The organism is Acinetobacter sp. HZNU-JH01 (assembly GCF_037996845.1).
GTDB classification, from domain to species: domain Bacteria; phylum Pseudomonadota; class Gammaproteobacteria; order Pseudomonadales; family Moraxellaceae; genus Acinetobacter; species Acinetobacter haemolyticus.
This window is the reverse complement of sequence record NZ_JBBMZX010000001.1, coordinates 1,937,399-1,959,186: the sequence shown is the minus strand read 5'-3', so window position 1 is coordinate 1,959,186 and position 21,788 is coordinate 1,937,399. Positions and strand designations below refer to the sequence as shown.

Annotated in this window: 20 protein-coding genes; 10 read left to right on the top strand and 10 right to left on the bottom strand. The window is 39.4% G+C overall.

Features of this window, described 5'->3' with window-relative positions; genetic code table 11:
* Nucleotides 1–290 precede the first annotated feature (290 nt).
* On the bottom strand, nt 291–1,145 hold the full coding sequence (locus AAC851_RS09365) for an MBL fold metallo-hydrolase (protein WP_004637354.1): 855 nt from the start codon (nt 1,143–1,145) through the stop codon (nt 291–293).
* A 107-nt stretch (nt 1,146–1,252) separates the two neighbouring features.
* On the opposite strand from AAC851_RS09365, the gene AAC851_RS09360 reads away from it, so the two are divergent.
* From AAC851_RS09360 to dnaK, 3 genes are all read left to right on the top strand, one after another.
* Complete coding sequence (locus AAC851_RS09360) at nt 1,253–2,146, top strand: LysR family transcriptional regulator (RefSeq protein ID WP_017394688.1); 894 nt, start codon at nt 1,253–1,255, stop codon at nt 2,144–2,146.
* 159 nt (nt 2,147–2,305) lie between these two features.
* Nucleotides 2,306–2,851: a nucleotide exchange factor GrpE gene (gene grpE, locus AAC851_RS09355; RefSeq protein ID WP_005091991.1), complete on the top strand. Its 546-nt coding sequence runs from the start codon at nt 2,306–2,308 to the stop codon at nt 2,849–2,851.
* 188 nt (nt 2,852–3,039) lie between these two features.
* The gene (gene dnaK / locus AAC851_RS09350; protein WP_004949942.1) at nt 3,040–4,983 is read left to right on the top strand and encodes a molecular chaperone DnaK; all 1,944 of its coding nucleotides are present in this window, start codon (nt 3,040–3,042) and stop codon (nt 4,981–4,983) included.
* A 45-nt stretch (nt 4,984–5,028) separates the two neighbouring features.
* On the opposite strand, the gene AAC851_RS09345 is transcribed toward dnaK, so the two are convergent.
* A complete protein-coding gene (locus AAC851_RS09345; protein ID WP_075316457.1) occupies nt 5,029–5,913 on the bottom strand; it encodes an MBL fold metallo-hydrolase in 885 nt (294 codons plus the stop codon).
* Nucleotides 5,914–6,076: 163 nt separating this feature from the next.
* Between AAC851_RS09345 and AAC851_RS09340 the strand changes: the two genes are divergently transcribed.
* The 4 genes from AAC851_RS09340 (at nt 6,077) to AAC851_RS09325 (ending at nt 9,985) form a co-directional block, all read left to right on the top strand.
* A complete protein-coding gene (locus AAC851_RS09340; protein WP_017395359.1) occupies nt 6,077–6,988 on the top strand; it encodes a matrixin family metalloprotease in 912 nt (303 codons plus the stop codon).
* A gap of 423 nt (nt 6,989–7,411) precedes the next feature.
* Complete coding sequence (locus tag AAC851_RS09335; RefSeq protein WP_075316458.1) at nt 7,412–8,326, top strand: matrixin family metalloprotease; 915 nt, start codon at nt 7,412–7,414, stop codon at nt 8,324–8,326.
* Between the two features lie 369 nt (nt 8,327–8,695).
* Nucleotides 8,696–9,499 carry a matrixin family metalloprotease gene (locus AAC851_RS09330; RefSeq protein ID WP_075316459.1) on the top strand — a complete coding sequence of 268 codons (804 nt, stop codon included), beginning with the start codon at nt 8,696–8,698 and terminating at the stop codon, nt 9,497–9,499.
* Between the two features lie 102 nt (nt 9,500–9,601).
* Nucleotides 9,602–9,985, top strand: coding sequence for a hypothetical protein (locus AAC851_RS09325; RefSeq protein WP_004637339.1), 384 nt, complete (start codon nt 9,602–9,604; stop codon nt 9,983–9,985).
* A 40-nt stretch (nt 9,986–10,025) separates the two neighbouring features.
* Here the strand turns inward: AAC851_RS09325 and AAC851_RS09320 are convergent, their stop codons facing one another.
* The 4 genes from AAC851_RS09320 to AAC851_RS09305 form a co-directional block, all read right to left on the bottom strand.
* The gene (locus AAC851_RS09320; protein ID WP_005086097.1) at nt 10,026–11,324 is read right to left on the bottom strand and encodes a lytic murein transglycosylase; all 1,299 of its coding nucleotides are present in this window, start codon (nt 11,322–11,324) and stop codon (nt 10,026–10,028) included.
* A 571-nt stretch (nt 11,325–11,895) separates the two neighbouring features.
* Nucleotides 11,896–13,017: a 5-(carboxyamino)imidazole ribonucleotide synthase gene (locus AAC851_RS09315; RefSeq protein ID WP_075316460.1), complete on the bottom strand. Its 1,122-nt coding sequence runs from the start codon at nt 13,015–13,017 to the stop codon at nt 11,896–11,898.
* A gap of 69 nt (nt 13,018–13,086) precedes the next feature.
* A complete protein-coding gene (gene purE / locus AAC851_RS09310; protein ID WP_005086095.1) occupies nt 13,087–13,599 on the bottom strand; it encodes a 5-(carboxyamino)imidazole ribonucleotide mutase in 513 nt (170 codons plus the stop codon).
* A 137-nt stretch (nt 13,600–13,736) separates the two neighbouring features.
* Nucleotides 13,737–14,093, bottom strand: a complete 357-nt coding sequence (locus AAC851_RS09305) for a DMT family protein (RefSeq protein WP_257787235.1) — start codon at nt 14,091–14,093, stop codon at nt 13,737–13,739.
* 74 nt (nt 14,094–14,167) lie between these two features.
* Here AAC851_RS09305 and AAC851_RS09300 point away from each other — a divergent pair, with 74 nt between their 5' ends.
* Nucleotides 14,168–14,695: a hypothetical protein gene (locus AAC851_RS09300; RefSeq protein WP_075316461.1), complete on the top strand. Its 528-nt coding sequence runs from the start codon at nt 14,168–14,170 to the stop codon at nt 14,693–14,695.
* Between the two features lie 135 nt (nt 14,696–14,830).
* Entirely contained in the window at nt 14,831–16,192 is a 1,362-nt protein-coding gene (gene mpl, locus AAC851_RS09295) for a UDP-N-acetylmuramate:L-alanyl-gamma-D-glutamyl-meso-diaminopimelate ligase (protein WP_075316462.1), read from the top strand.
* A 525-nt stretch (nt 16,193–16,717) separates the two neighbouring features.
* On the opposite strand, the gene AAC851_RS09290 is transcribed toward mpl, so the two are convergent.
* The 4 genes from AAC851_RS09290 to AAC851_RS09275 are packed head-to-tail and all read right to left on the bottom strand — an operon-like array spanning nt 16,718 to nt 20,540.
* Entirely contained in the window at nt 16,718–17,461 is a 744-nt protein-coding gene (locus AAC851_RS09290) for an SDR family oxidoreductase (RefSeq protein ID WP_005091975.1), read from the bottom strand.
* 19 nt (nt 17,462–17,480) lie between these two features.
* Nucleotides 17,481–18,179 carry a histidine phosphatase family protein gene (locus AAC851_RS09285; protein WP_004637330.1) on the bottom strand — a complete coding sequence of 233 codons (699 nt, stop codon included), beginning with the start codon at nt 18,177–18,179 and terminating at the stop codon, nt 17,481–17,483.
* A complete protein-coding gene (locus AAC851_RS09280) occupies nt 18,176–19,297 on the bottom strand; it encodes a phosphotransferase family protein (RefSeq protein ID WP_075316463.1) in 1,122 nt (373 codons plus the stop codon). Before AAC851_RS09280 ends, AAC851_RS09285 begins: the two co-directional genes overlap by 4 nt.
* A gap of 10 nt (nt 19,298–19,307) precedes the next feature.
* Nucleotides 19,308–20,540: an acyl-CoA dehydrogenase family protein gene (locus AAC851_RS09275; RefSeq protein ID WP_161401470.1), complete on the bottom strand. Its 1,233-nt coding sequence runs from the start codon at nt 20,538–20,540 to the stop codon at nt 19,308–19,310.
* A 106-nt stretch (nt 20,541–20,646) separates the two neighbouring features.
* On the opposite strand from AAC851_RS09275, the gene AAC851_RS09270 reads away from it, so the two are divergent.
* On the top strand, nt 20,647–21,573 hold the full coding sequence (locus tag AAC851_RS09270) for a LysR family transcriptional regulator (protein WP_075316465.1): 927 nt from the start codon (nt 20,647–20,649) through the stop codon (nt 21,571–21,573).
* Nucleotides 21,574–21,788: the final 215 nt, after the last annotated feature.

Genomic DNA, 21,788 nt, shown 5'->3' with positions numbered 1-21,788 from the left:
GTTATTTATGCAGGATGTTTTTGCAATTTTTATTAAATCAGTTCACTTTATTATTCACACTCTAATACTTTTAAATGTTCACCACAAATCACCAATAATTTAATTACTTAATCAATTTGGGTGCATTTTGAATAACCCAATAATATGATCAGCTTATGTTTTTATAATTCATAGAAACACCGCACAATCCTCTCATAAGCTTACAATTGCGTAATTCTGATTAAAAATAAATGTAGCGCAAATAAAAAAAGTCGTGGAAAACCACGACTTTTTTGATCTTGAGCACTAGATTAAGGCCACTGCATTTCACCTTTAACTACTTTAGCTCCTAACTCAAGGCTACTTGACTCACCTAAAGCTGGATATTGTTTTTGCATCATTTGAATTAACTCAGCTGAATTTTTGCTGGCTTTCACTGCTTTTTCATATTGCTTTAGATAATCAATTGAAAAGTTAACTGCATCTAAGCCTTCAGCAGCACCCGCTTTCATATGTGCAGGCACAACCACTTGAGGATTTAATGCCTTAATATTTTCTAAAGTTTGTACGACTTCATTACGATCTTTCGTATTGGGTGTATCCGCCATCCACAAATGAATACCTGACGAGACAGGAATCCCACCAACAACAGCTTTAGCACTTGGAATCCACAAATAAGTCAGTTCCTTTTTACCCTTGATTTCGATATTTTCATTTTCGAATTTTAAAGTTTTAGCCGTATAAGGCTGCGGAACAATAATTTTGCTCGGCGCATTGGCTCCCATCTTTGGTCCCCAATACGCTACTTTTAGTGCTTGTGTATCTTGAATATGCTTTACCGTTTCTGGTGTCGCAACAATCTGAACATTTGGAAAATATTGCTTAAAGACATCTAAACCAAAGTAAAAATCTGGATCACCATAACTCACGAAAATCGTTTTTAAGGTTTTACCGCTATCCAGAATGTCTGCAGCAATTCGTAAAGCTTCTGATTTAGAAAATTGCGCATTGACCAATAACACTTCTTTATCACCTTCGATCAAGGTTGAAGTCACGCCAAAGTGTTCAGGTTTTGCTAAGAAATTTTGGATTTTTAAGTCTTGCGCAAAGCTTGTTGAAGTTACAGCAAATGCTGTCAATGCCAATGCATAAGGTTTAAGGTTCATTTATATGTCTCCTATCTGATAAGACACACTTTACGTTGCAATTATTGCCAAATAAACACCCTAAATTAAGATAAAATGTTGCATATCTTGCAACAATGATCATTAATATGGATACATTAAAAGCCATTCAAGTGTTTGTCTGTATTGCTCATCAAGGTAATCTCAGCAAAGCGGCGCAACATTTAAATTATTCTAAAGCCATGGTGTCTCGCTATTTAGAGCATCTTGAAGCCACATTTTCGACACGACTATTTCAACGCAATACGCGTAAAGTTTCACTGACCCCTGCGGGCGAAAAAGCGCTGCTTTATTGTGAAAATATCCTACAGCAACAACAGTTACTTGAAGGTTTGGCTGCACCCGAACAGCATAGTGGCACGATTCGTTTTACTTGTGGTCTATTTCTATTTCAGCTCGGTGTGAATGAATGCATTAAACAGTTTAAAAAACGCTACCCCCATATTCATTTTGATGTATATCTTACTGAAAATACAATTGATCTGATGGATGCTCAGGTTGACCTTGCTTTGCGAATTACCCAAAAAGTGGCAGAGGGTTTAATTGCTCGTCCCGTCTGTCAAATTGAGTCTATCTTTTGTGCGCACCCGCATTATTTACAAGATCACACTCCCCTGTCACACCCAAGCCAATTGATTCAACATGACTGTATTGCTCATCATACTCATAATCAATACTGGACTCTGTTTGATACAGATCAGCAACCGCAGAACTATCCTTTAAATGTTACGTTTAAAAGCAATGATGTGATTGCACTCTATCAAATGTGTCTCAAAGCAGAAGGAATTGCCATGCTTCCGACCTTGCTTGTACGCCAAGATATTGCTCAACAACGCTTGCAACAGGTATTTACAGATTTTTCTGCACCCGATCTCACCTTGTCGTTAGTCTATGCATCAAGACAACATTTGCCCAAAATCACCCAAGAATTTATTGCATTTGTAATCGAAAACTTAAATTTTTACTTAAATCAGCAAAATTAAAAGATTTAAATTCACCTGAACGCTTGAATTTTGTCGCCTTGCCCATACCTCATCCGTATCAATGAATGACCAAGATGTGGCAGTTCAGGTTTAACCCGATGAGCATTCACGCCAAAAGGACTGTACATGTTTGAGAACTTTTTTAAACGGAGATCATCAATGGCTAATGAGCACAATGAGCAAGCTCAAGACATTCAAAATGAGCAACAAGCTGAACAAACTCAAGCTGAAGGTGTAGAGCAAGCTAACGAGCTTAGCGTTGAAGATTTACAAGCGCACATCACCCAACTTGAAGAAAGCTTGAAACTCGAAAAAGCACGTACGGCCAATGCGGTTTACGAGGCACAAAAGAGTGTTGAACGTATTCAACGTGAATCTGAAAAGCACAAAGATACTGTGCTGGAAAAGTTCGCCAAAGAATTATTGGATTCTGTCGATAATCTCGAACGTGCAATTCAAGCCGCTGGCGCAGAAGAAACACCTGTGCTTGAAGGTGTCAAACTAACGTTGAAATCACTCCTCACTACACTTGAAAAATTTGGGGTAGTCGAAGCAGATACACAAAATGGTTTTAATGCGGATCTACACCAAGCTGTAGGTATCGATCCAAATGCCAAAGCAAATGAAATCGGTACAGTGTTACAGAAAGGTTATACCTTAAATGGTCGCCTACTTCGCCCAGCAATGGTGATGGTGGGTCAATAACCCTCTGGAGCAAAGCCTTTATTTGCTCAAAAATGCAAAATTTTGAGAGTTTTTTGATTTTTTTTCACAAAAATGCTTGAAAAAAACCGATTAACTCTCATATCGAATAACAAGAAAATCCCCTTTTGACTCTCCCCTTTATTACTGGAGAAATCGGGGATTCACAAAATTTTAGAGGAACATCCCAAATGGCAAAAATTATTGGTATTGACTTAGGTACTACCAACTCATGTGTTGCTGTACTCGAAGGCGATAAAGTAAAAGTAATCGAAAACGCTGAAGGTGCACGTACCACTCCATCGATCATTGCATATAAAGATGGTGAAATCTTAGTTGGTCAAAGTGCAAAACGTCAGGCTGTAACCAACCCGAAAAACACATTATTCGCAATCAAGCGTTTAATCGGTCGTCGTTACGAAGATCAAGCGGTACAAAAAGATATCGGTCTTGTACCTTACAAAATCATCAAAGCAGACAATGGCGATGCTTGGGTTGAAGTAAACGACAAAAAATTAGCGCCTCAACAGATCTCTGCGGAAATCTTGAAAAAGATGAAGAAAACTGCAGAAGACTATTTAGGTGAAACAGTGACTGAAGCAGTGATTACAGTTCCTGCTTACTTTAACGATGCGCAACGTCAAGCAACTAAAGATGCGGGTAAAATTGCAGGTCTTGATGTTAAACGTATCATTAACGAGCCAACTGCTGCGGCACTTGCGTTCGGTATGGACAAAAAAGAAGGTGACCGTAAAGTTGCAGTTTACGACTTAGGTGGTGGTACATTCGACGTATCAATCATTGAAATCGCAGACCTTGATGGCGACCAACAAATCGAAGTGTTATCAACAAACGGTGATACTTTCCTTGGTGGTGAAGACTTTGATAACGCGTTAATTGAATTCTTGGTTGAAGAATTTAAGAAAGAACAAAGTGTGAACTTGAAAAATGATCCACTTGCGTTACAACGTTTGAAAGAAGCTGCTGAAAAAGCAAAAATCGAGCTTTCTTCATCAAATGCAACTGAAATCAACCTTCCATACATCACGGCTGATGCAACTGGTCCTAAACACTTAGTGATCAATGTAACGCGTGCCAAACTTGAAGGTTTAGTTGCTGATTTAGTTGCTCGTACAATCGAACCTTGTAAAATCGCGCTTAAAGATGCTGGTCTTTCGACTTCAGACATCTCTGACGTAATTTTAGTTGGTGGTCAGTCTCGTATGCCACTTGTACAACAAAAAGTACAAGAATTCTTCGGTAAAGAGCCACGTAAAGACGTAAACCCTGATGAAGCGGTTGCGATTGGTGCTGCGATTCAAGGTGCAGTATTGTCTGGTGACAAAACTGACGTTCTTTTATTAGACGTAACACCATTAACTTTAGGTATCGAAACAATGGGCGGTGTATTAACACCAATCATTGAGAAAAACACTACGATTCCTGCGAAGAAATCACAAGTGTTCTCTACTGCTGCTGACAACCAGCCTGCTGTAGATATTTCTGTTTACCAAGGTGAACGTAAAATGGCTCAACAAAACAAATTGTTGGGTAACTTCCAATTAGGCGATATCCCACCTGCTCCACGTGGCGTACCGCAAATTGAAGTATCGTTCGACATCAACGCTGATGGTATCTTGAAAGTATCGGCTAAAGATAAGAGCACTGGTAAAGAGCAATCAATCCAGATCAAAGCAAACTCAGGTTTGTCTGATGCTGAAATCGAAGCAATGATCAAAGATGCTGAAGCGAATGCTGAAGAAGACCGTAAATTTGAAGAGTTAGCGAAAGCTCGTAACGAAGCTGATGCTTTAGTATCTAGCTCTAACAAAGCAGTTAAAGATCTAGGTGACAAAGTGACTGAAGATGAAAAAACTGCAATCGCTACTGCGGTTTCTGAGCTTGAAGCAGCAACTAAAGAAAATGATGTTGAAGACATCAAAGCGAAAACTGAAGCTTTACAAAACATCTTGATGCCAATCACTCAACGTGCTTATGAACAAGCACAAGGTGCTGGCGGCGCAGAAGGTTTTGATCCAAATGCATTCCAAGGTGGTGATGCTGGTCAACAACAAAAAGCGGATGATGGCGTTGTAGATGCTGAGTTCACAGAAGTTAAAGATGACAAAAAATAATTTGTCTCTTTAAAAAGGACCGCGCGAAAGCGCGGTTTTTTTATTTTAAGATTCATTATTTTGATCGAAATATAGTTCACCTAAAATCGGCATAAATAATGGTTCGACTCCAGAAGCTTTTATTTCTTCTAAAAATTCAGGGATATTCACACCAGGTAATAATTTAGGTAATTGATCAATAGGCGTTACCATCGTATCCCAATGACATGGAATAATGTATTTAGGTTTCAGCAAGCGCACGACATCTTTGACATAGTTCGGGCGATATTTGCGTCCAATCGCACATAGACAAACAATATCTGCTTGCCTACCTTGTAATTCTTGTTCAATAAAGTCAGCTGAGTCAATGTGTACAACGCGAAGATGCCCCGTATTAATCCACCAATTAAATACCTGTCCATGCCGTAGGTGATGAAATTTCGGTGGATAAGGTGGTGGTGTAGTCATATCACCTGGTAATGGCACCCGACCAAACAATGCTTTGCCATGAATCGAAGGCAACCCAACAACTTGCCATTTACCACATTGAATAATTTCCCGCCCTTTTGTTTCAAGCATTTGCTGTTCAGACAAACCTGCCGATCGCCCATACATTAAACTCGCTTGAGAACCAATTAATCGTGCCCCTGTTTGTTTACATACTTCAGGCGCATCCAAAATATGATCATAATGTGCATGTCCTATCAGTACATCATCTGCGCGAGGAATATATTGCTGAACCAGTATTGGATCGCTGAGTAAAGGTTGAGTCAGTGTATGCCATAGAGTGGGACGACTAATAAAAGGATCAAGTACGACTGTACGATTTCGATCCGAAAGGATAAAACCCGCTGTACCTAAATATTTAATGGTCAAATTCTCAGTATTTGCTAAGGCCGGTGACGTCGCAGACCATGCTATGTCAGGAGTTTTGAGTAAATATTTCAGCATTTTTATTCCTTAATCTTTTTATTTATCTATCTTATATAAGGCATTAAAACAAAATCTGCCGTTTAATCATATCATTTCCCGATACTCGCTATTTTTGTTATAGTCTGATCTGCAAGCACGATTAATAAACTCAATTGAGCGTCGTATTTCAGAAGAAACTAAAATGATTCGTCTGTTGATTTTTTCAGGATTACTCTTCCTTATCTTATGGTCTGGTTATCAAAGCCATCAGCACCCGCAGCTTAAATTTAATTCTTTGCTTGATCGCATAACACATCCTTTTGATACGCGTCTTCGTTATCGTATCGCTGAGGTTGATCCTCGTTTTAAACTTAGCCTAGAACAAGTACAAGAAATCAGCCATCAAGCAGCTCAAATTTGGAAAGATGGAACAGGTAAAGATTACTTTGTATATGATCCAAATGCGCAACTGGCCATTCATTTAATTTACGATCAACGACAAATTGAAAGCGAACAACGACGTGCCCATTTAAGCCAATTAGAATTTAATCAACAACAGTGGCGTGATAAAAAAAAGCAATTGGATCATATTGAACAAGAACTAGTTGAGACGAAACAATCTTTAAGCTTAAAACGTCAACAACTAGATCAGCAAATCCAACAATATAATCAAGAGAAAAAAAATGCACATCTCAACTCAATGACTGGTGCCTATCAACAACATCTACAGCAAAAACAACAAAACTTACAATACAACGTCGATGCATTAAAACAAGAAATCACCAACTTTAATCAAAAAATCAATAACTTAAATCAAAAAGTAGATGAACTAAATGCGCTTGACCAGCAATTACATGATGCTGTGAAAGAATATAAACAACGCTTTCAGCCTCATTTATTTCATAAAGGTTTATTTAATGGTAAGCAAATTATTATCTATGAATTTGAATCCAAAGATGATTTACGTTTAACGCTAGCCCATGAATTCGGTCATGCTTTAGGATTACAGCATACTGATGATCCCAAAGCATTGATGCATCCGATTTTGAAAGAACAGAACTTTACTGACTTTCACCTAACCCAGACAGATCGTGATCTATTGATGGCTCGGTAGACAGCATAAAACCTCGGACTTAACACTGTCGTAAAAATTCAACTGCTTTTGAAGCATTAATATAAGCAAATAAGTAACTCACAGCTAAAACAGCCAGCGACCTTTAATGTCATAAATCAACAACTTTGCAGTTAAAGAGCAAAATATTTTCAGTTTATAATTTTTTTTACAAAAGATAACAAATGAGCATTTTTTAACTACTTTGCGCTTAAAATTCTACTCTTTAGCATTAATGGACTGATATTTATAAATTTATGTGCAAATAGAAAGCCAAATTCTTGATTTTATATTTTGCCTATTATTCGATCAATTATTATATTTACTCAAATAAAATCACATTTTTTATTTTATTTATTAATTAGATAGCTTTTTGACCTATTTACAAAATTATCCAAAAATAAGTTTTATTTGGGGATAAAGGTCATGCGAAATTTAACTACCGCACTGAATATCATTGCATGTTTATGCATGGGGATTCCGCACCTTGGCCATGCCCAAAATACGTCACATAGCACCCATAAACATGACCATAAAGCTATTCAAACGCCTATATTTTATCGTATCGCAGAGGTTGATCCCCGCTTTAATTTAAGTATTCAGCAAGTGATTCAACTTACCCAACAAGCTGCGGATATTTGGCACCAAGAAACGGGTAAACAGCATTTTATTTATGACCCTGAAGCGAATTTCAGCATTCATTTGATTTATGATGAGCGACAACAACAAAGCAGTCATCGTCTGCAAAGCCTCGATCAAATTCATCAACAGCAGCAACGATGGGAGCATCAAAATCAACAGTTGCAACAAGCTAGAGCAGAGCTTGAAAAAAATAATGCATTGCTGGCCATCAAGCAGAATCAACTACAAGCCCAATTTCAGCAATATAATGCAGATGTAAAACACTTCAACCAACAGCGTTCTTCATCTAAATCCTTAGCCGATCAATTGGCACAACGTCAGCAAGCATTACATCAACAGTCCAAAGCTTTACAACAAGAGGTGAATCTACACAATCTAAAAGCTCAACAACTCAACCAAAAAATCAAAAAATTAAATGATAATAATCAGCTACTTGTATCATCAGCACAGCGATTCAATCAGGTATTCAAACCGCGTCTATTCCATAAAGGAAATTTTAATGGCAAACAAATCACGATTTACGAGTTTAGTTCAACCGATGATCTTCGTTTAACATTGGCACATGAATTTGGGCATGCCTTAGGCTTGCCACATACCGATGATCCGACTTCACTCATGTATCCTGTTATACAACAACAAAATTTACAACGCTTTGCACTAACACAAAGTGATAAAGCCCTAGTTAAAGCCATGTACTAATCTCAAATAAACCGTAAAGTTACAGTTGTTTTTGATTATTTTTTGAGCAAACAGTTTTTTATATTAAATGAAATAGGAAATAATTTTTAGAAATCGACTGGCATAGCACGATCTAAAATTTTAACGATTTATCCCTATTTAAATCTCAGATCATAAAAAATAAATCTCTGTTATCGGGCTATTTTTGATTAATCCATCACCAAAATTGACTATAAATTATATTTAATAGATTAATTTTTATACATTTGTATCTTTATTTATTTTTAATGATTTTTTATTAAATCAATCAATTTAAATACCTTTCCCCAAATTGACTAATCATGAAAGCTGATTAAAATACATCCTTTTTCTTGTTTTATTTCTCCTGTTATGCGTTTGCTCCCTCTCCTATTGGCAACATGTATGTTCATGTTTGGTCATACAGCCTCTTTTGCTCAAATTTCCTCGGTACAGAATTCTACGCCCATAAAATATGGTACTGGTCATCCACTCCGTTATCGTATTGCTGATTTTGATCCTCGCTTGAATATCACGCAACAGCAAATGATTGAAATCAGCAAACAAGCAGCCGCGATTTGGGAAAAAGATACGGGTCAAAACTATTTCGTTTATGATCCAAATGCTGAATTTTCGATTCATTTGGTGATGGATCAACGCCAGATCCGCAGCATGAAACGTTCGGAAAATTTACATCAACTGGAACAGCAACAACAAATTTGGTTAAATGAAAACCAACAACTACAAGAACTTAAAAGACAAATTGCTATTTCGACGGCACATCTTGAATCACCAAAACATGAACATCAAATAGAAACGCCAATCTATCAACAAAGCGTAGAACAACATCAACGACTCACCCAACAGTTTGATCTGCAAACTCAAAAGTCGAAACAACTTTATCAGCAACTGACGCAAGCCATCGAGCAATTTAATCAAACGTTTGCTCCACAAGTTTTACACAAGGGACAATTTCAAGGAAAACAAATCTTTATTTATGAGTTTTCTTCAATTGATGACCTACGCCTCACCTTGGCACATGAATTCGGACATGCTTTAGGTCTGAAACATACTCAAGATCCACAATCTTTGATGTATCCGAGAATCAAAGTACAAGATGCAAAAGACTTTAGGTTAACTGACACAGATTTAGCGCTATTAGGCTTGGCTCACTGAAGATAAATCGATTAAGCTGATGTTTTTATGAGATAACAAGAATGGGTCGATTGTTTTGATTTATTCATGTTATTGTGGTGTGAAAGCATCATTTTAATCTAAATGGAGATCAGCATGAGTTATTATCATATCCTCATTGAAGTGAACGACCACATCAGTACGATTGAGCAGACTCGTGATATCGAAATCCTAAATATTGAAGATATTAGCCCCTTTCTTCATTCGATTTTGATTCCTTATTTCAACGAACAAATTGTTGAATTAGAAGATGAAAATGTGCCTTATGACGAGATTTTACATTTGGAAGTGAAACAAACCTTGCTTCCAATTGAACATTTAATCGAAGAAGAACAAAAACAACTGCCAAGTGATACTGATGTCACAATTACGGCTTATGAAATTTTTAATGATCGGGATCTGAGTCAGGATGTTACGGCGGTTATTTTTGATATTTTAGAAGCCGTCAAATTAGACGCTGCGCCATAAAAAAAGGTCTGCACTTGGCAGACCTTTTCACATGATTAGCTTATTGCATCATTTTACGCGCTTGCTCTTGGCGGAAAGCACGTAAAATTTGCTGCCCTGCGCGTCCTGTTGGATTTAATCCCAAACGAGTTTGCTCTTGACGAATGGCTTGGCGACTTTTATCACCAATCAAACCATCCACTGCACCAATGTCATGACCACGCTGAATCAAAAATTGTTGAATTTCACGGCGTTCTGCTCTTGATGTTCCCGCATCATCTGTAGGCCATGCCGTTAAAAATGGTGTTCCACCACGCAGACGATCAGACAAATGTGCGATTGCCAAACCATAGCTTTCAGCAGCGTTATAGCTATATATCGCATCAAAATTTCTAAACACTAAAAATAATGGGCCATTCGCACCTGCAGGTGAAATCAAACCTGCTTGAGTACTTCCTGTCAAATTGCCTTGGATCAAAGCTGTTCCATCTGCACGTGTTACACCCTGTGCGATCCAATTATTAAGTGATTTTTTATTGCGGCGACTTTCGCCAGAAATTGACATACCTTGTGGAATTTTCACTTCAAAACCCCAAGGCATACCTGTTTGCCATCCAGCACGTTTTAAAAAGTTTGCTGTCGAAGCCAAAGCATCTGGGATACTCGATACGAGATCACGGCGACCATCACCGTCAAAATCTACGGCTAAACGTTCATAAGTAGATGGCATAAATTGCGTGTGACCAAATGCTCCTGCCCAAGAACCATAAAGTTGATCTTGAGTCACATCACCTCGTTGCAAAATACGCATGGTGGCAAAAAATTCACCACGGAAATAACTTTGACGACGACCTTCACAGCTCAATGTACCTAATGCCTGTAATAAAGGATATCGACCAGAAATATCACCATAGTTACTTTCGACACCCCAAACTGCAACCACCGTTTCAGCAGGCACGCCGTAAGCTTGTTCTACACGTCTAAGCACATCACGATGTTGCGCAAGTTTTTGTTGCCCTGCTTGTACACGCTCATTATCAACCAAGCCTGATAAATAATCCCAAATCGGTGTAGAAAACTCTGGCTGATAATTCAAACGATCAATCACTGAATAATCCGCACTTAGATTTTGGGTATAACGATCAAAACTTGCAGCCGAAACACCAGATGCAATTGCTTGAGATCGTAAACCGGCTATACAGCTCTGAAAATCACGTGTTGGACTAAATGTACTGGTATTGCTTACTGCTGGCGTCGTCGTCGTGGTTGAAACTTTTGCGCCATTGATAATCAGCTCAGCATGAGCGTTATAAGATAAGGTCAATAAGGCAGTGCCTAGAAAAAGAGGAAAACGGTGCATGATGTCTAAACCATATTTTTGAATTTAAATTTCAGGATTAACATAACACGATCATTGACGTTACAACGTTTGAAATCGTAATTTTTGAATTCATAATTGAGTTTTAAATTTAAAACATAAGATTTAAATTCAAAAGTATCATTTCTTTTAAATTTAAAAATAGATAACACCTATATTTTGAATTCAAAAGCAGCTGTATAGCTTATACCATCATTTGAATTCAAAAAGAGCAACCACTTATGAATTCATTTCACACCATACATTTATAAAAAATAAAGAAATAGACTTAATTCCTATTGTTTTAGATCAAATAGATATCCACAAACCACAACTTTAAATTCAAAACTCAACCTCCTTCAAACTTTTAAATTTAAAAAGCTTTGATTTTTTGAATTTAAAATAACACACGCACCCAAATCAAAGTTTTAAATTCAAAACAAACAGACAATATTTAAATTCAAAGTTTAAAGAAAAGTTATCCACACCCGCTTTTTGATATATCTTTTATTTTATGAATTTAAAGTAATAAAAAAAGCGATCCGAAGATCGCTTTTGATGTTCTGTGGATAAGTTAGATGGTCATCTCATCTGTTAATGCCAATGGCACAGGTAAAATTTGAGCAAGTTGACGACACAATGACGTTAACTCATCACGATTATTCGGCATCAATGTAATATGCCCTAACTTACGACCTTCACGTTCAGATTTATTATATAGATGCAAATGTGCACCTTTGAGTGCTAAAACATCCTCAGATTTTGGATGTTGCCCGATGATATTTACCATGACTGTCGGACGCACCACATCAGTTGCACCGAGTGGCAAGCCTGCAACTGCACGAATATGGTTTTCAAATTGCGAGCAAATCGCACCTTCAATCGACCAGTGACCTGAATTATGTACACGACATGCCATTTCATTGGCATAGAGACCTTGCTCGGTTACAAACAATTCAAGTGTAAGCACGCCGACATAATTTAAGTGGTTTAACAAACGGGTAATATAATCTTGTGCCACGGGCTGTAAATCGACGCTATTTGGCGCAGGTACAATCGAATGGGACAAGATGCCATTATGATGATAGTTTTCTGCCAGCGCCCATGTTTTGACATCACCATCTTGACCACGTACCGCAATAATGGATACTTCACGACTGAATTTCACAAAACTTTCCGCGATTAAGCTTTTCGCAGGTCCAAGCTCAGCCCAAGCTGTATCAATCTGATCTTCTGAACGTAGAACAAATTGACCTTTACCATCGTAGCCACCAGTTACGGTTTTTAAAACGATTGGCAAACCTAGATCAGTTACTGCTTGTTTTAAGCTGTCTAAGCTATCTACTGCACGATACGGCGCAACAGGAATACCTAATTCATCAAATAAGGATTTTTCAGCCAAACGATTCTGCGCTGTTGCTAAAGCAAGGCGAGGAGGGTGTAAAGTTTTGGTTTGTGTCAAGACGTCCACATCCGCAACAGGTGTATTTTCAAATTCAAGGCTAAATACATCTGCACTGGCAATAAAATCCTGCAAGGCATGCTCATTTTTACTTGAAAAGACTGGACCTAAAATCGCCGCTGGGCAATCCGTTTCTGCTTCAAAAAAGCTACATTGAATATTCAGTGGCAGAGCTGCTTGCGCCATCATGCGTCCAAGTTGTCCGCCACCAAAAATACCGATGGTTTTATTCATTTATATGACTCTACTTGCTCAGACAAAGTCTTCGCCTTGCATTCGGGCAAAGCGTTGCTTTGCTTATCCTCATTCATGACCAGGGATATTTTTGCTCGACACTTTCTCAGTTTGCGCAGTACGGAAATCCGCAACATTTTTTGCGATCTCAGGACGTGTTAAACCCAGAATTTGCGCTGCCATGATGGCTGCATTGGTTGCACCCGCTTGACCAATCGCCAATGTACCTACTGCAATACCTGCAGGCATTTGTACAATCGAAAGTAATGAATCTACACCATTTAAAATCGAAGATTTAACAGGTACACCCAGCACAGGCAAATCAGTTTTTGCTGCACACATTCCTGGTAAATGTGCCGCACCACCAGCACCTGCAATAATCACTTGGATACCACGATCACGTGCTGTTTCAGCATATTCAAATAAACGATCTGGTGTACGGTGCGCAGAAACCACTTCAGCTTCAAAAGGCACACCCAATTGTTTGAGCATGTTAGCGGTATGTTCAAGTGTTGCCCAATCTGATTGAGAACCCATGATAATCCCGACTAAAGGTTGGCTATCTGTTGCGACCGCATTCATTGGCTTTTCCAAAACTTGATAAAAAAAGAGGGCAGTGTCTCGACTTACGCCAAACACAAAGGAATAAATTGGCAGATATTATAGCGGTTTTTTCAAGCATCCCCAACTACAGAACGCTTGAACTGATCGCAGAAAAATTAGCTGTGATTGCGGAAAACAAAATAGACGCAGCCCAATAAACAGAGCATCGCCCAAACATAATCTAACTTAAAAGGCTGTTTAAACATAAATAGTAAAAATGGGACAAACACCAGCAAGGTCACCACTTCCTGAGTAATTTTCATTTGCCCCAGACCCCAGCCATGTTGACTCAATAGTTTGGTCGCTGGAATCATAAAACTGTATTCGAGTAGGGCAATACACCAACTCAGTAAAATCGCCTGCCAGATCGGTGCATCATGTAAATATTTCAAATGACCATACCATGCCAAGGTCATAAAACAATTGGAAATCACCAATAAACACAGCGCTAAAAGAGTAGGGCTCAATTGTATTTACTCTAAAAATTTTGCAATAATTTTATATTAAAATCAGTTCCTGGATAAGGTTTCAAAAACTTAAGGATGCTATGAAAAAATTATTTTTAACGACTATTTTGTGCTTCTCAATCAGTATAAGTCATTCAGTAGAATTAGATCTCGACAATCAAAATGAGGCGCTATCAGATTTAGCAGACATGTTTTATAGTGAAAAAAATGACCCTGTATATCAGTTTGAAACTTTAAACCCTAAAAAACTAGACTATTCTATTGAAAGCCTAAAACTGATTGATACTTATTTATCTGATTTAAGAAAGACCAATTTAGATCAAATCTCAGATGATCAAAGTTTTAAGACGATTTTACGCACAGGAGCTTATGTCGGGGAAGTAATAAGAAAAAATGATAAAAATAGAAAGTGGTATTGGGTCGACTATGAAACAGCAAAAGAAATAAATTCTGATTTTTTTAAAGACAAAGCCCATTCAATTGAACTTGCCGCTGTACTTACGGATGGTGAAAATTTTATATTCCCATTGAATAAAGTTGTTAAATTTATGCAAAATGGTGAAGAGGATAGTGTCTATTTTTTTGCAACGGTAACGTTGAAATCTTAACATTTCTGACTTTAATTTTAAGTAAACAACAACGAATTTTGACTATCTTTTCCATAACAGCCTTGCTATCTTTTCAAGCAAATTTTTAATTGCATTACACACGTTTATTACGTGATTGAATAAGAGAGAAGCACGATGCATCTGCATATTTTGGGTATTTGTGGCACTTTTATGGGGTCTTTGGCTCTATTAGCACGAGATTTAGGACATAAAGTCACAGGTTCAGATGCCAATGTTTATCCACCGATGTCGACGCAACTCGAAAATGCAGGTATTGAGTTGATGCAAGGCTATGACCGTAGCCATTTGCAACCACATCCTGATCTTGTCATCGTTGGCAACGCAATGAAACGTGGCATTGATGCGATTGAATATATGCTGAATGAAGGTCTTCCTTATATTTCTGGTCCACAATTCTTGGCTGATCACGTACTACAAGGTAAACACGTGCTAGGTGTCGCAGGGACACATGGTAAAACCACTACCACGACTATGCTGGCTTGGGTACTCGATCAGGCCGGTTTAAACCCTGGCTTCTTGATCGGTGGTGTACCACTTGGTTTTAGCGAAAGCGCTCGCCTAGGTGGCGGGAAATACTTCTGTGTGGAAGCTGATGAATATGATTCTGCTTTCTTCGATAAGCGTTCTAAGTTCGTCCATTATCATCCAAAAACTGCGATTTTAAATAATCTTGAATTTGACCATGCCGATATTTTTGATGATCTGGCTGCGATTCAAAAACAGTTCCACCATTTAGTACGTACCATTCCAAGTGAAGGTCGTATTATTGCTCCAATTACTGAAACCAATATTGATGAAGTCTTGGCACAAGGCTGTTGGACGCCTGTGGTTCGCACCAGTCTTGAACCAAATGATCAGGCCGCGTTATCTGCTGAGTTAATCAGTGCCGATGGTAGTCATTTTAAAGTCCTTGAAAATGGCAAAGTGATCGGGGAAGTGAAATGGAGCATGACTGGACAACATAGCGTTGCCAATGCTCTGGCAACCATTGCTGCTGCACAACATGTCGGTGTCAGCATTGAACAAGCCTGTGAAGCATTATCTAACTTCGGTGGTGTGAAACGCCGTATGGAGCTTTTAGGTACAGTCCGTGGCATCGAAGTCTATGATGACTTTGCCCACCATCCAACAGCAATTGAAACGACTTTGGACGGTGCACGTAAACGTTTAGGCGAACGTAAATTATGGGCAATCATTGAACCACGCTCAAATACCATGCGTATGGGCAGCCATAAAGATGGTTTGGCACATTCAGCACGTTTAGCGGATGAAGTAATTTGGTATCAACCAGAAGGTTTGGATTGGGATTTACAACCTGTAATTGCGGCATCATCAAACAAGGCAGAAGTCAGCCGTTCATTGGATGAGATCATTGCCCGTGTGGTGAGTGAGGCAGGTGAGGGCGATGCTGTGGTGATCATGTCCAATGGTGGTTTTGGTGGTTTACACCAAAAGTTAATTACAGCTTTGTCTTAATGAAGATGAACTTTGCACGGCCTCGTATATAAAGAAAGAACAAATGACTTTTGTATAAGCATTTATTACTTTGACTGGGCAAAGTAACCAAACCTCTTTGTTTGGCAGAGGGTACATCCTTGTAACCCCTGCCAAACTGGCGGCATCCATGCCGCCGTCACAATAGTAAATATCAGCAAGAAATTAATTTAATCTGAGTTCGACAAAAAAGATGATACGCGTAAACGTCATCCACAACCTGAGCTAACCAAAGCGCTTAAAGCTTTGGGCTAGCGCAAGACAAACAAAGTGCGTAGTTTATTGCTCAAGCCGAGCTTTTACCTTGCGGTACGGCAAAGATTATTAATCTTTGCTATTCGTACCTCAGGTTTTGCCTACTTTTCCCGAAAGACTTACGAAGCTTTACACGCTTCTCAGGTCGAGCCTGAACGAAGTTGAAATATATTTCAACTGAAGTGCAAGACGTAGTGGCTTAGCTTGAAATTAAAATGAGATCTCCATAAGACTCAGCAATAACCATCCAAATCAACTCAATTTATTTACCAATTTTAACGGCAAAATCTTCATGGCAATCCCCATTGGCAACCACGGCCACTGCGGTACATATGCCTTCACAGGCTCTTTCTCAATCGCTTTCACCAACGCCTGACTACCCGTTTTCTCATCCACTTCAAACGGTAATTTTTTTGCACCCTCATTCAATTCAGTGCGAATATAACCAGGGAAAATCGTCGAGACCTTAATTGGCGTATCCAACAACTCCGCTCGAATCCCCTCAGCCAAATGTGCCACTGCTGCTTTACTCGCTGCATAAGTTGATAAATGCTTCGGCAAGCCTCGCATCGCACTCATCGAAGAAATCACCACCAAATGCCCTTTATTTTGCGCCCTAAAAATTTCTACTGCTGCTTCACATTGTGCTAATGCTGAAATGAAATTGGTTTCTGCCGTGGCACGGTTCACCTCAAAATGTCCTTTTCCAATACGGCGACCTTCGCCCACACCTGCATTGACAATAATTCGATCAATACTGCCAAACTCTTGCTGAAAAGCTTTAAAAACCGTAAAGACGTCATTGTAATGAGTCACATCAAGGGTTTTGATTTTGACCTGAATTGCAAACTGGCTTTGCAATTCTTGCTGTAAGGCTTCCAAACGCTCTAAACGACGTGCACACAGTGCTAGATTGTAGCCTTTAGCCGCAAATTCGCGTGCCATCCCAGCTCCTAAACCTGAACTTGCACCTGTAATTAAAATCGTCTTTGTCATTTCCTTCACCTATTCTTATTTAAATCCATGTTAAAAGTTCTGCGTCGTGTGCTTTTAAATAATGATGCTCATTAAAACTCAGTAATTGCAAACGCTCATCAGCCCAACGTAGCGTGGTGATACTGGCATTGGCAATTGACCAATTCAGCGCAAAAATCTGTTTAGCATTCAAACCTAATACCTTGCCGACTGCTACAGAAATCACGCCACCCGAACTAAACACCACCGCCTGACGTTGTTGTGTGACGTCAATGTACTGACATAACGTCTGTAGGGCACCTTCGACCCGTGATTGAAAACCTAACCATGTTTCATGATATTCGTGGTCATACTGCTCTCCAATCCAGCGATCTATCGCACCATCAAAGATGTTGGCAAGATAGGCACGTGGATTCGCCACTTGAGCAATATCCTGTTTGAGTAATTCAGGATGATTAAAGCGCGCATCGTATTTGGCAAACACTTGTTGATGGTCAAATTCATTCCATGCCGACTCGGTTTGAATCGATACATCTGCAAAACCTTGCGCTAAAGCGAGCTGTGCCGTTTGCTGATGGCGTTGCATTGAACCTGCAAGTACTAAAGGCTGATTTTTTAAGGTATGTTTAAAAAAATTACCCACTACTTGTGCCTGTTGTTCGCCTTTTGCAGAGAGCAGGTCATAGCTATCAGCACCAAATGAAGCCTGCCCATGTCGCACCAAATAAATTGTGCTCATCCTTTTAAAATATCCTTTAGCTTTGCGCCATATTCAGGAATTAATTGCTGAGCTTCGGCATTATTTTCTGCAATTAATTTGAGTGCCCGAATATGTAAGGCATGAATCATGATCCAAAAATCCTTAAAGGCTGGGTTATCCGTTTGTTGATGGTAATAGCGATAATAGATCTGCTGGGCAATCACGGCTAAACGGAACAAACCGAACACTTCATAAAAGGCCCAATTGTCAGGTTTCAGCCCAGTTTTCTCTAAGTAGTAGTCCACGACTTGTTGACGTGTCAGCATGCCTTTTAGATTGGTTGGTTGACGGCGGCTAGATTTCATCAAAGCATCGTCATCTTCTTGAATCCAATAGGCGAGGGCGCTACCCAAATCCATCAGTGGATCACCCAATGTCGCCATTTCCCAGTCAAGTACGCCAATCACTGTAGTTGGTTGTTGTGGATCTAAAATCACATTGTCAAAACGCCAATCATTGTGAATTACGCAGGTCTTCGTATCCGTTGGAATATGTTGCTTTAGCCATTCCCGCACAAAGCTAAAATCAGGCACATTCGGTGTAAGCGCCTTGCTATAACGTCCATCCCAACCTTCCACTTGACGACGACAATAGCCCTCACCTTTGCCCAGTTTTTCAAGTTCTGTGCCTTGATACGGCACTTGATGCAGTTCGATCAACTTATCGAGTACATTTAAACAAAGTTGCCGAACTTGTTGCTCATCGAGTTGTAATTCTTTAGGTAAATTGGCACGAGGAATGATCCCTTCAATTCGCTGCATTACATAGAAATCACAACCAATCACATTTTCATCCTGACACAATGCAATCATTTCAGGTAGGACAGGGTAGAACGGTGCAAGATGCTTCTGTACATTGTATTCACGCGCCATATCATGTGCTGACTTAGCTTTGGTTCCCTTTGGCGGACGACGTAAAATTAAATCGGTATTTTCATATTGAATACGATACGTCCAATTTGATGCTCCCCCAGAATATTGGGTCACTTGTGCTTGACCTTCGAGCACGATACCTTGTTTTTTTAACCATGTTTCAACAGCGGAAATATCGAGTTCTTCGCCATGACGAACCTGACCACCCACATCAATTACTGTCATTTTTATATCCTTATCCGCGACCATAACCACGTTTTTTCAGTTCTAATTTAGCAATCATGCCCTTATGCACTTCATCAGGTCCATCGGCTAAACGTAAACTTCGTGCCTGATTAAAAAATGCAGTCAATGGCGTATCACGAGATACTCCTTCACCACCATGAATTTGAATCGCCATATCGACTACGTTCTGCAATACGGTTGGTGCGACGACCTTGATTGCAGAAATTTCAGTGAGGGCTGCCATATTGCCTAAGGTATCCATCTTATAAGCGGCATAAAGGGTTAATAAACGGGCTTGATCAATTTGCACACGTGCTTCAGCAACACGTTCTAAATTTCCACCGAGTTTAAGAATTTCTTTACCAAAGGCTTTACGCGACATACCACGATCAATCATCAGCTCTAACGCTTTTTCTGCTGCACCGATACAACGCATACAGTGGTGAATCCGCCCAGGTCCTAAACGACCTTGAGCAATTTCAAAACCTTGCCCTGCGCCACCAATAAAATTACTAACAGGTACACGTACATTGTCAAAACTGACCTGTCCATGACCATGCGGCGCATCATAATCGCCAAAGACAGGCAACATCCGTTCAATAGTCACACCTTGGGTATCAATCGGCACCAGAACCATCGAATGCTGATGGTGACGGTCTTTGCTTGAATCAGGGGTATATGCCATAAAAATGATCACTTTAGCATTCGGATCACCTAAACCTGATGACCACCATTTACGACCATTCAGAACAATTTCATCACCCTCAATCACCGCCGTAGCTTGCATATTAGTGGCATCACTCGACGCGACCGCAGGTTCAGTCATGCAGAATACAGAGCGAATCTCACCATTCAGTAGTGGTTGCAGCCATTGTTGCTTTTGTTGCTCACTACCATAGCGCCATAACACCTCCATATTGCCAGTATCAGGTGCATTACAGTTAAATACCGTTGGTGCAAGGAGGCTACGTCCTGTCAACTCAGCAATATGCGCATATTCTTGAACCGATAAACCTGCACCGAGTTCCGCATCTGGCAAGAACATATTCCATAAGCCTGATGCTTTGGCCTTGCTTTTTAATTGTTCGAGTTGAGCTGGCCATTGCCATTTGGTCCAGTCGCCATCGACATTGAGATGATGGACCTCATCCCAAAAGGCTTTTTCAATCGGTTCTATTTCTTGTTGAATAAAGGTTTGCGTTCTTGCAATAAAATCCTGCGCGCGTTCAGATAATGCAAACATCATTATTTCCCTCAAGGTAAATATTTAACGAAATTGGATTCGCTGCTTTACTTCACCTTAAGCGAAAACTTATTATGAATGAAATGATTTTATTTTATTTAAAACTATGAATCAGATTCATAACCAAAACCCTCTCGAAGTCGGCCAATTCCACCGCATAGATATTAATTTATACCCACTTTTTATTGCGATCTTTGAACAAAAAAGCATTTCTAAAGCGGCTCAATTACTCTGTATTAGCCAATCTGCCGTTAGTCATGCCTTACAACGTTTACGTACACAGTTGAATGACGAATTATTTGTACGAAGTGGACAAAAGATGCTTCCAACGCCTTATGCAGAGCAAATTTATCATCCAATCCAAGAGGCGTTATTGACGATTCAACAGATTGCTGTGCCACAGCAAGAGTTTGTTCCGAGCATGCTACAAAGTATTAAGATTGCGATTCACGATGAAATTGAACCGATTATTTTTCCTCGATTGGTACATCACTTTGCACAATTAAATCTCGATATTCAATTTCTTAGCTCCAAACTCGATCGTAAAAATATGCTGGCGGACTTATCTGCCCAGCAGATCGATTTTGTGATTGATCTAGTACAACCTCATCAAGCACATCTACAGTTTGAACAACTCATTCAAGATCATTTTGTGGTGTGCACCCAACAAAGTAAAATGGATCTAGCAACCTACTTATCCTCTCCACATATTGGGGTATCTTCTCGTCGCACTGGGGTTTTATTGGAAGATATTTATTTGAATCGCCAACAATTATCTCGACAAGTTTTTCTGCGTTGCCAGCATTACGCAACCGCACTACAAGTCTTGGCACAATACCCCAATGCGATATTAACAATTCCACAAAGTATTCTGAATCATCTGCATTATGCGGAAACATTACAGATTCATGCCTTACCTATCGAATTACCAAAAATCACGATGGGGATGTATTGGCATGACCACGTCAAACAAAACCCTCGCCATCAATTTTTACGGCATGAAATTCTAAACATTTTTAATGCGAAACCATGAAGTATCCATTTGCAGATTTACTCAAATTATGTAATGCTACGCGCAGATTTGGATGGCATCATCCATACCGTATTTGTTGACAAGGGGAGTAGCCTCCTCCAAACCTGAGTGTTGAAATTAAAACTCAGGTGTCAGAGCTCCGTCATTACACTTTGCAAAAAGTCGGACTCTGAGCATCATCTCTCATGATGATGTAGGCAAGACCTTGATCATGT

What these genes read in the sequence shown, in the direction of transcription:
- AAC851_RS09280 (WP_075316463.1), bottom strand. Translation starts at nt 19,297, where the DNA reads ATGACAGTAATTGATGTGGGTGGTCAGGTTCGTCATGGCGAAGAACTC.
- grpE (WP_005091991.1), top strand. Translation starts at nt 2,306, where the DNA reads ATGGCTAATGAGCACAATGAGCAAGCTCAAGACATTCAAAATGAGCAA.
- AAC851_RS09270 (WP_075316465.1), top strand. Translation starts at nt 20,647, where the DNA reads ATGAATCAGATTCATAACCAAAACCCTCTCGAAGTCGGCCAATTCCAC.
- AAC851_RS09335 (WP_075316458.1), top strand. Translation starts at nt 7,412, where the DNA reads ATGCGAAATTTAACTACCGCACTGAATATCATTGCATGTTTATGCATG.
- AAC851_RS09345 (WP_075316457.1), bottom strand. Translation starts at nt 5,913, where the DNA reads ATGCTGAAATATTTACTCAAAACTCCTGACATAGCATGGTCTGCGACG.
- AAC851_RS09365 (WP_004637354.1), bottom strand. Translation starts at nt 1,145, where the DNA reads ATGAACCTTAAACCTTATGCATTGGCATTGACAGCATTTGCTGTAACT.
- dnaK (WP_004949942.1), top strand. Translation starts at nt 3,040, where the DNA reads ATGGCAAAAATTATTGGTATTGACTTAGGTACTACCAACTCATGTGTT.
- mpl (WP_075316462.1), top strand. Translation starts at nt 14,831, where the DNA reads ATGCATCTGCATATTTTGGGTATTTGTGGCACTTTTATGGGGTCTTTG.
- purE (WP_005086095.1), bottom strand. Translation starts at nt 13,599, where the DNA reads ATGAATGCGGTCGCAACAGATAGCCAACCTTTAGTCGGGATTATCATG.
- AAC851_RS09320 (WP_005086097.1), bottom strand. Translation starts at nt 11,324, where the DNA reads ATGCACCGTTTTCCTCTTTTTCTAGGCACTGCCTTATTGACCTTATCT.
- AAC851_RS09340 (WP_017395359.1), top strand. Translation starts at nt 6,077, where the DNA reads ATGATTCGTCTGTTGATTTTTTCAGGATTACTCTTCCTTATCTTATGG.
- AAC851_RS09300 (WP_075316461.1), top strand. Translation starts at nt 14,168, where the DNA reads ATGAAAAAATTATTTTTAACGACTATTTTGTGCTTCTCAATCAGTATA.
- AAC851_RS09360 (WP_017394688.1), top strand. Translation starts at nt 1,253, where the DNA reads ATGGATACATTAAAAGCCATTCAAGTGTTTGTCTGTATTGCTCATCAA.
- AAC851_RS09330 (WP_075316459.1), top strand. Translation starts at nt 8,696, where the DNA reads ATGCGTTTGCTCCCTCTCCTATTGGCAACATGTATGTTCATGTTTGGT.
- AAC851_RS09275 (WP_161401470.1), bottom strand. Translation starts at nt 20,540, where the DNA reads ATGTTTGCATTATCTGAACGCGCGCAGGATTTTATTGCAAGAACGCAA.
- AAC851_RS09290 (WP_005091975.1), bottom strand. Translation starts at nt 17,461, where the DNA reads ATGACAAAGACGATTTTAATTACAGGTGCAAGTTCAGGTTTAGGAGCT.
- AAC851_RS09315 (WP_075316460.1), bottom strand. Translation starts at nt 13,017, where the DNA reads ATGAATAAAACCATCGGTATTTTTGGTGGCGGACAACTTGGACGCATG.
- AAC851_RS09285 (WP_004637330.1), bottom strand. Translation starts at nt 18,179, where the DNA reads ATGAGCACAATTTATTTGGTGCGACATGGGCAGGCTTCATTTGGTGCT.
- AAC851_RS09325 (WP_004637339.1), top strand. Translation starts at nt 9,602, where the DNA reads ATGGAGATCAGCATGAGTTATTATCATATCCTCATTGAAGTGAACGAC.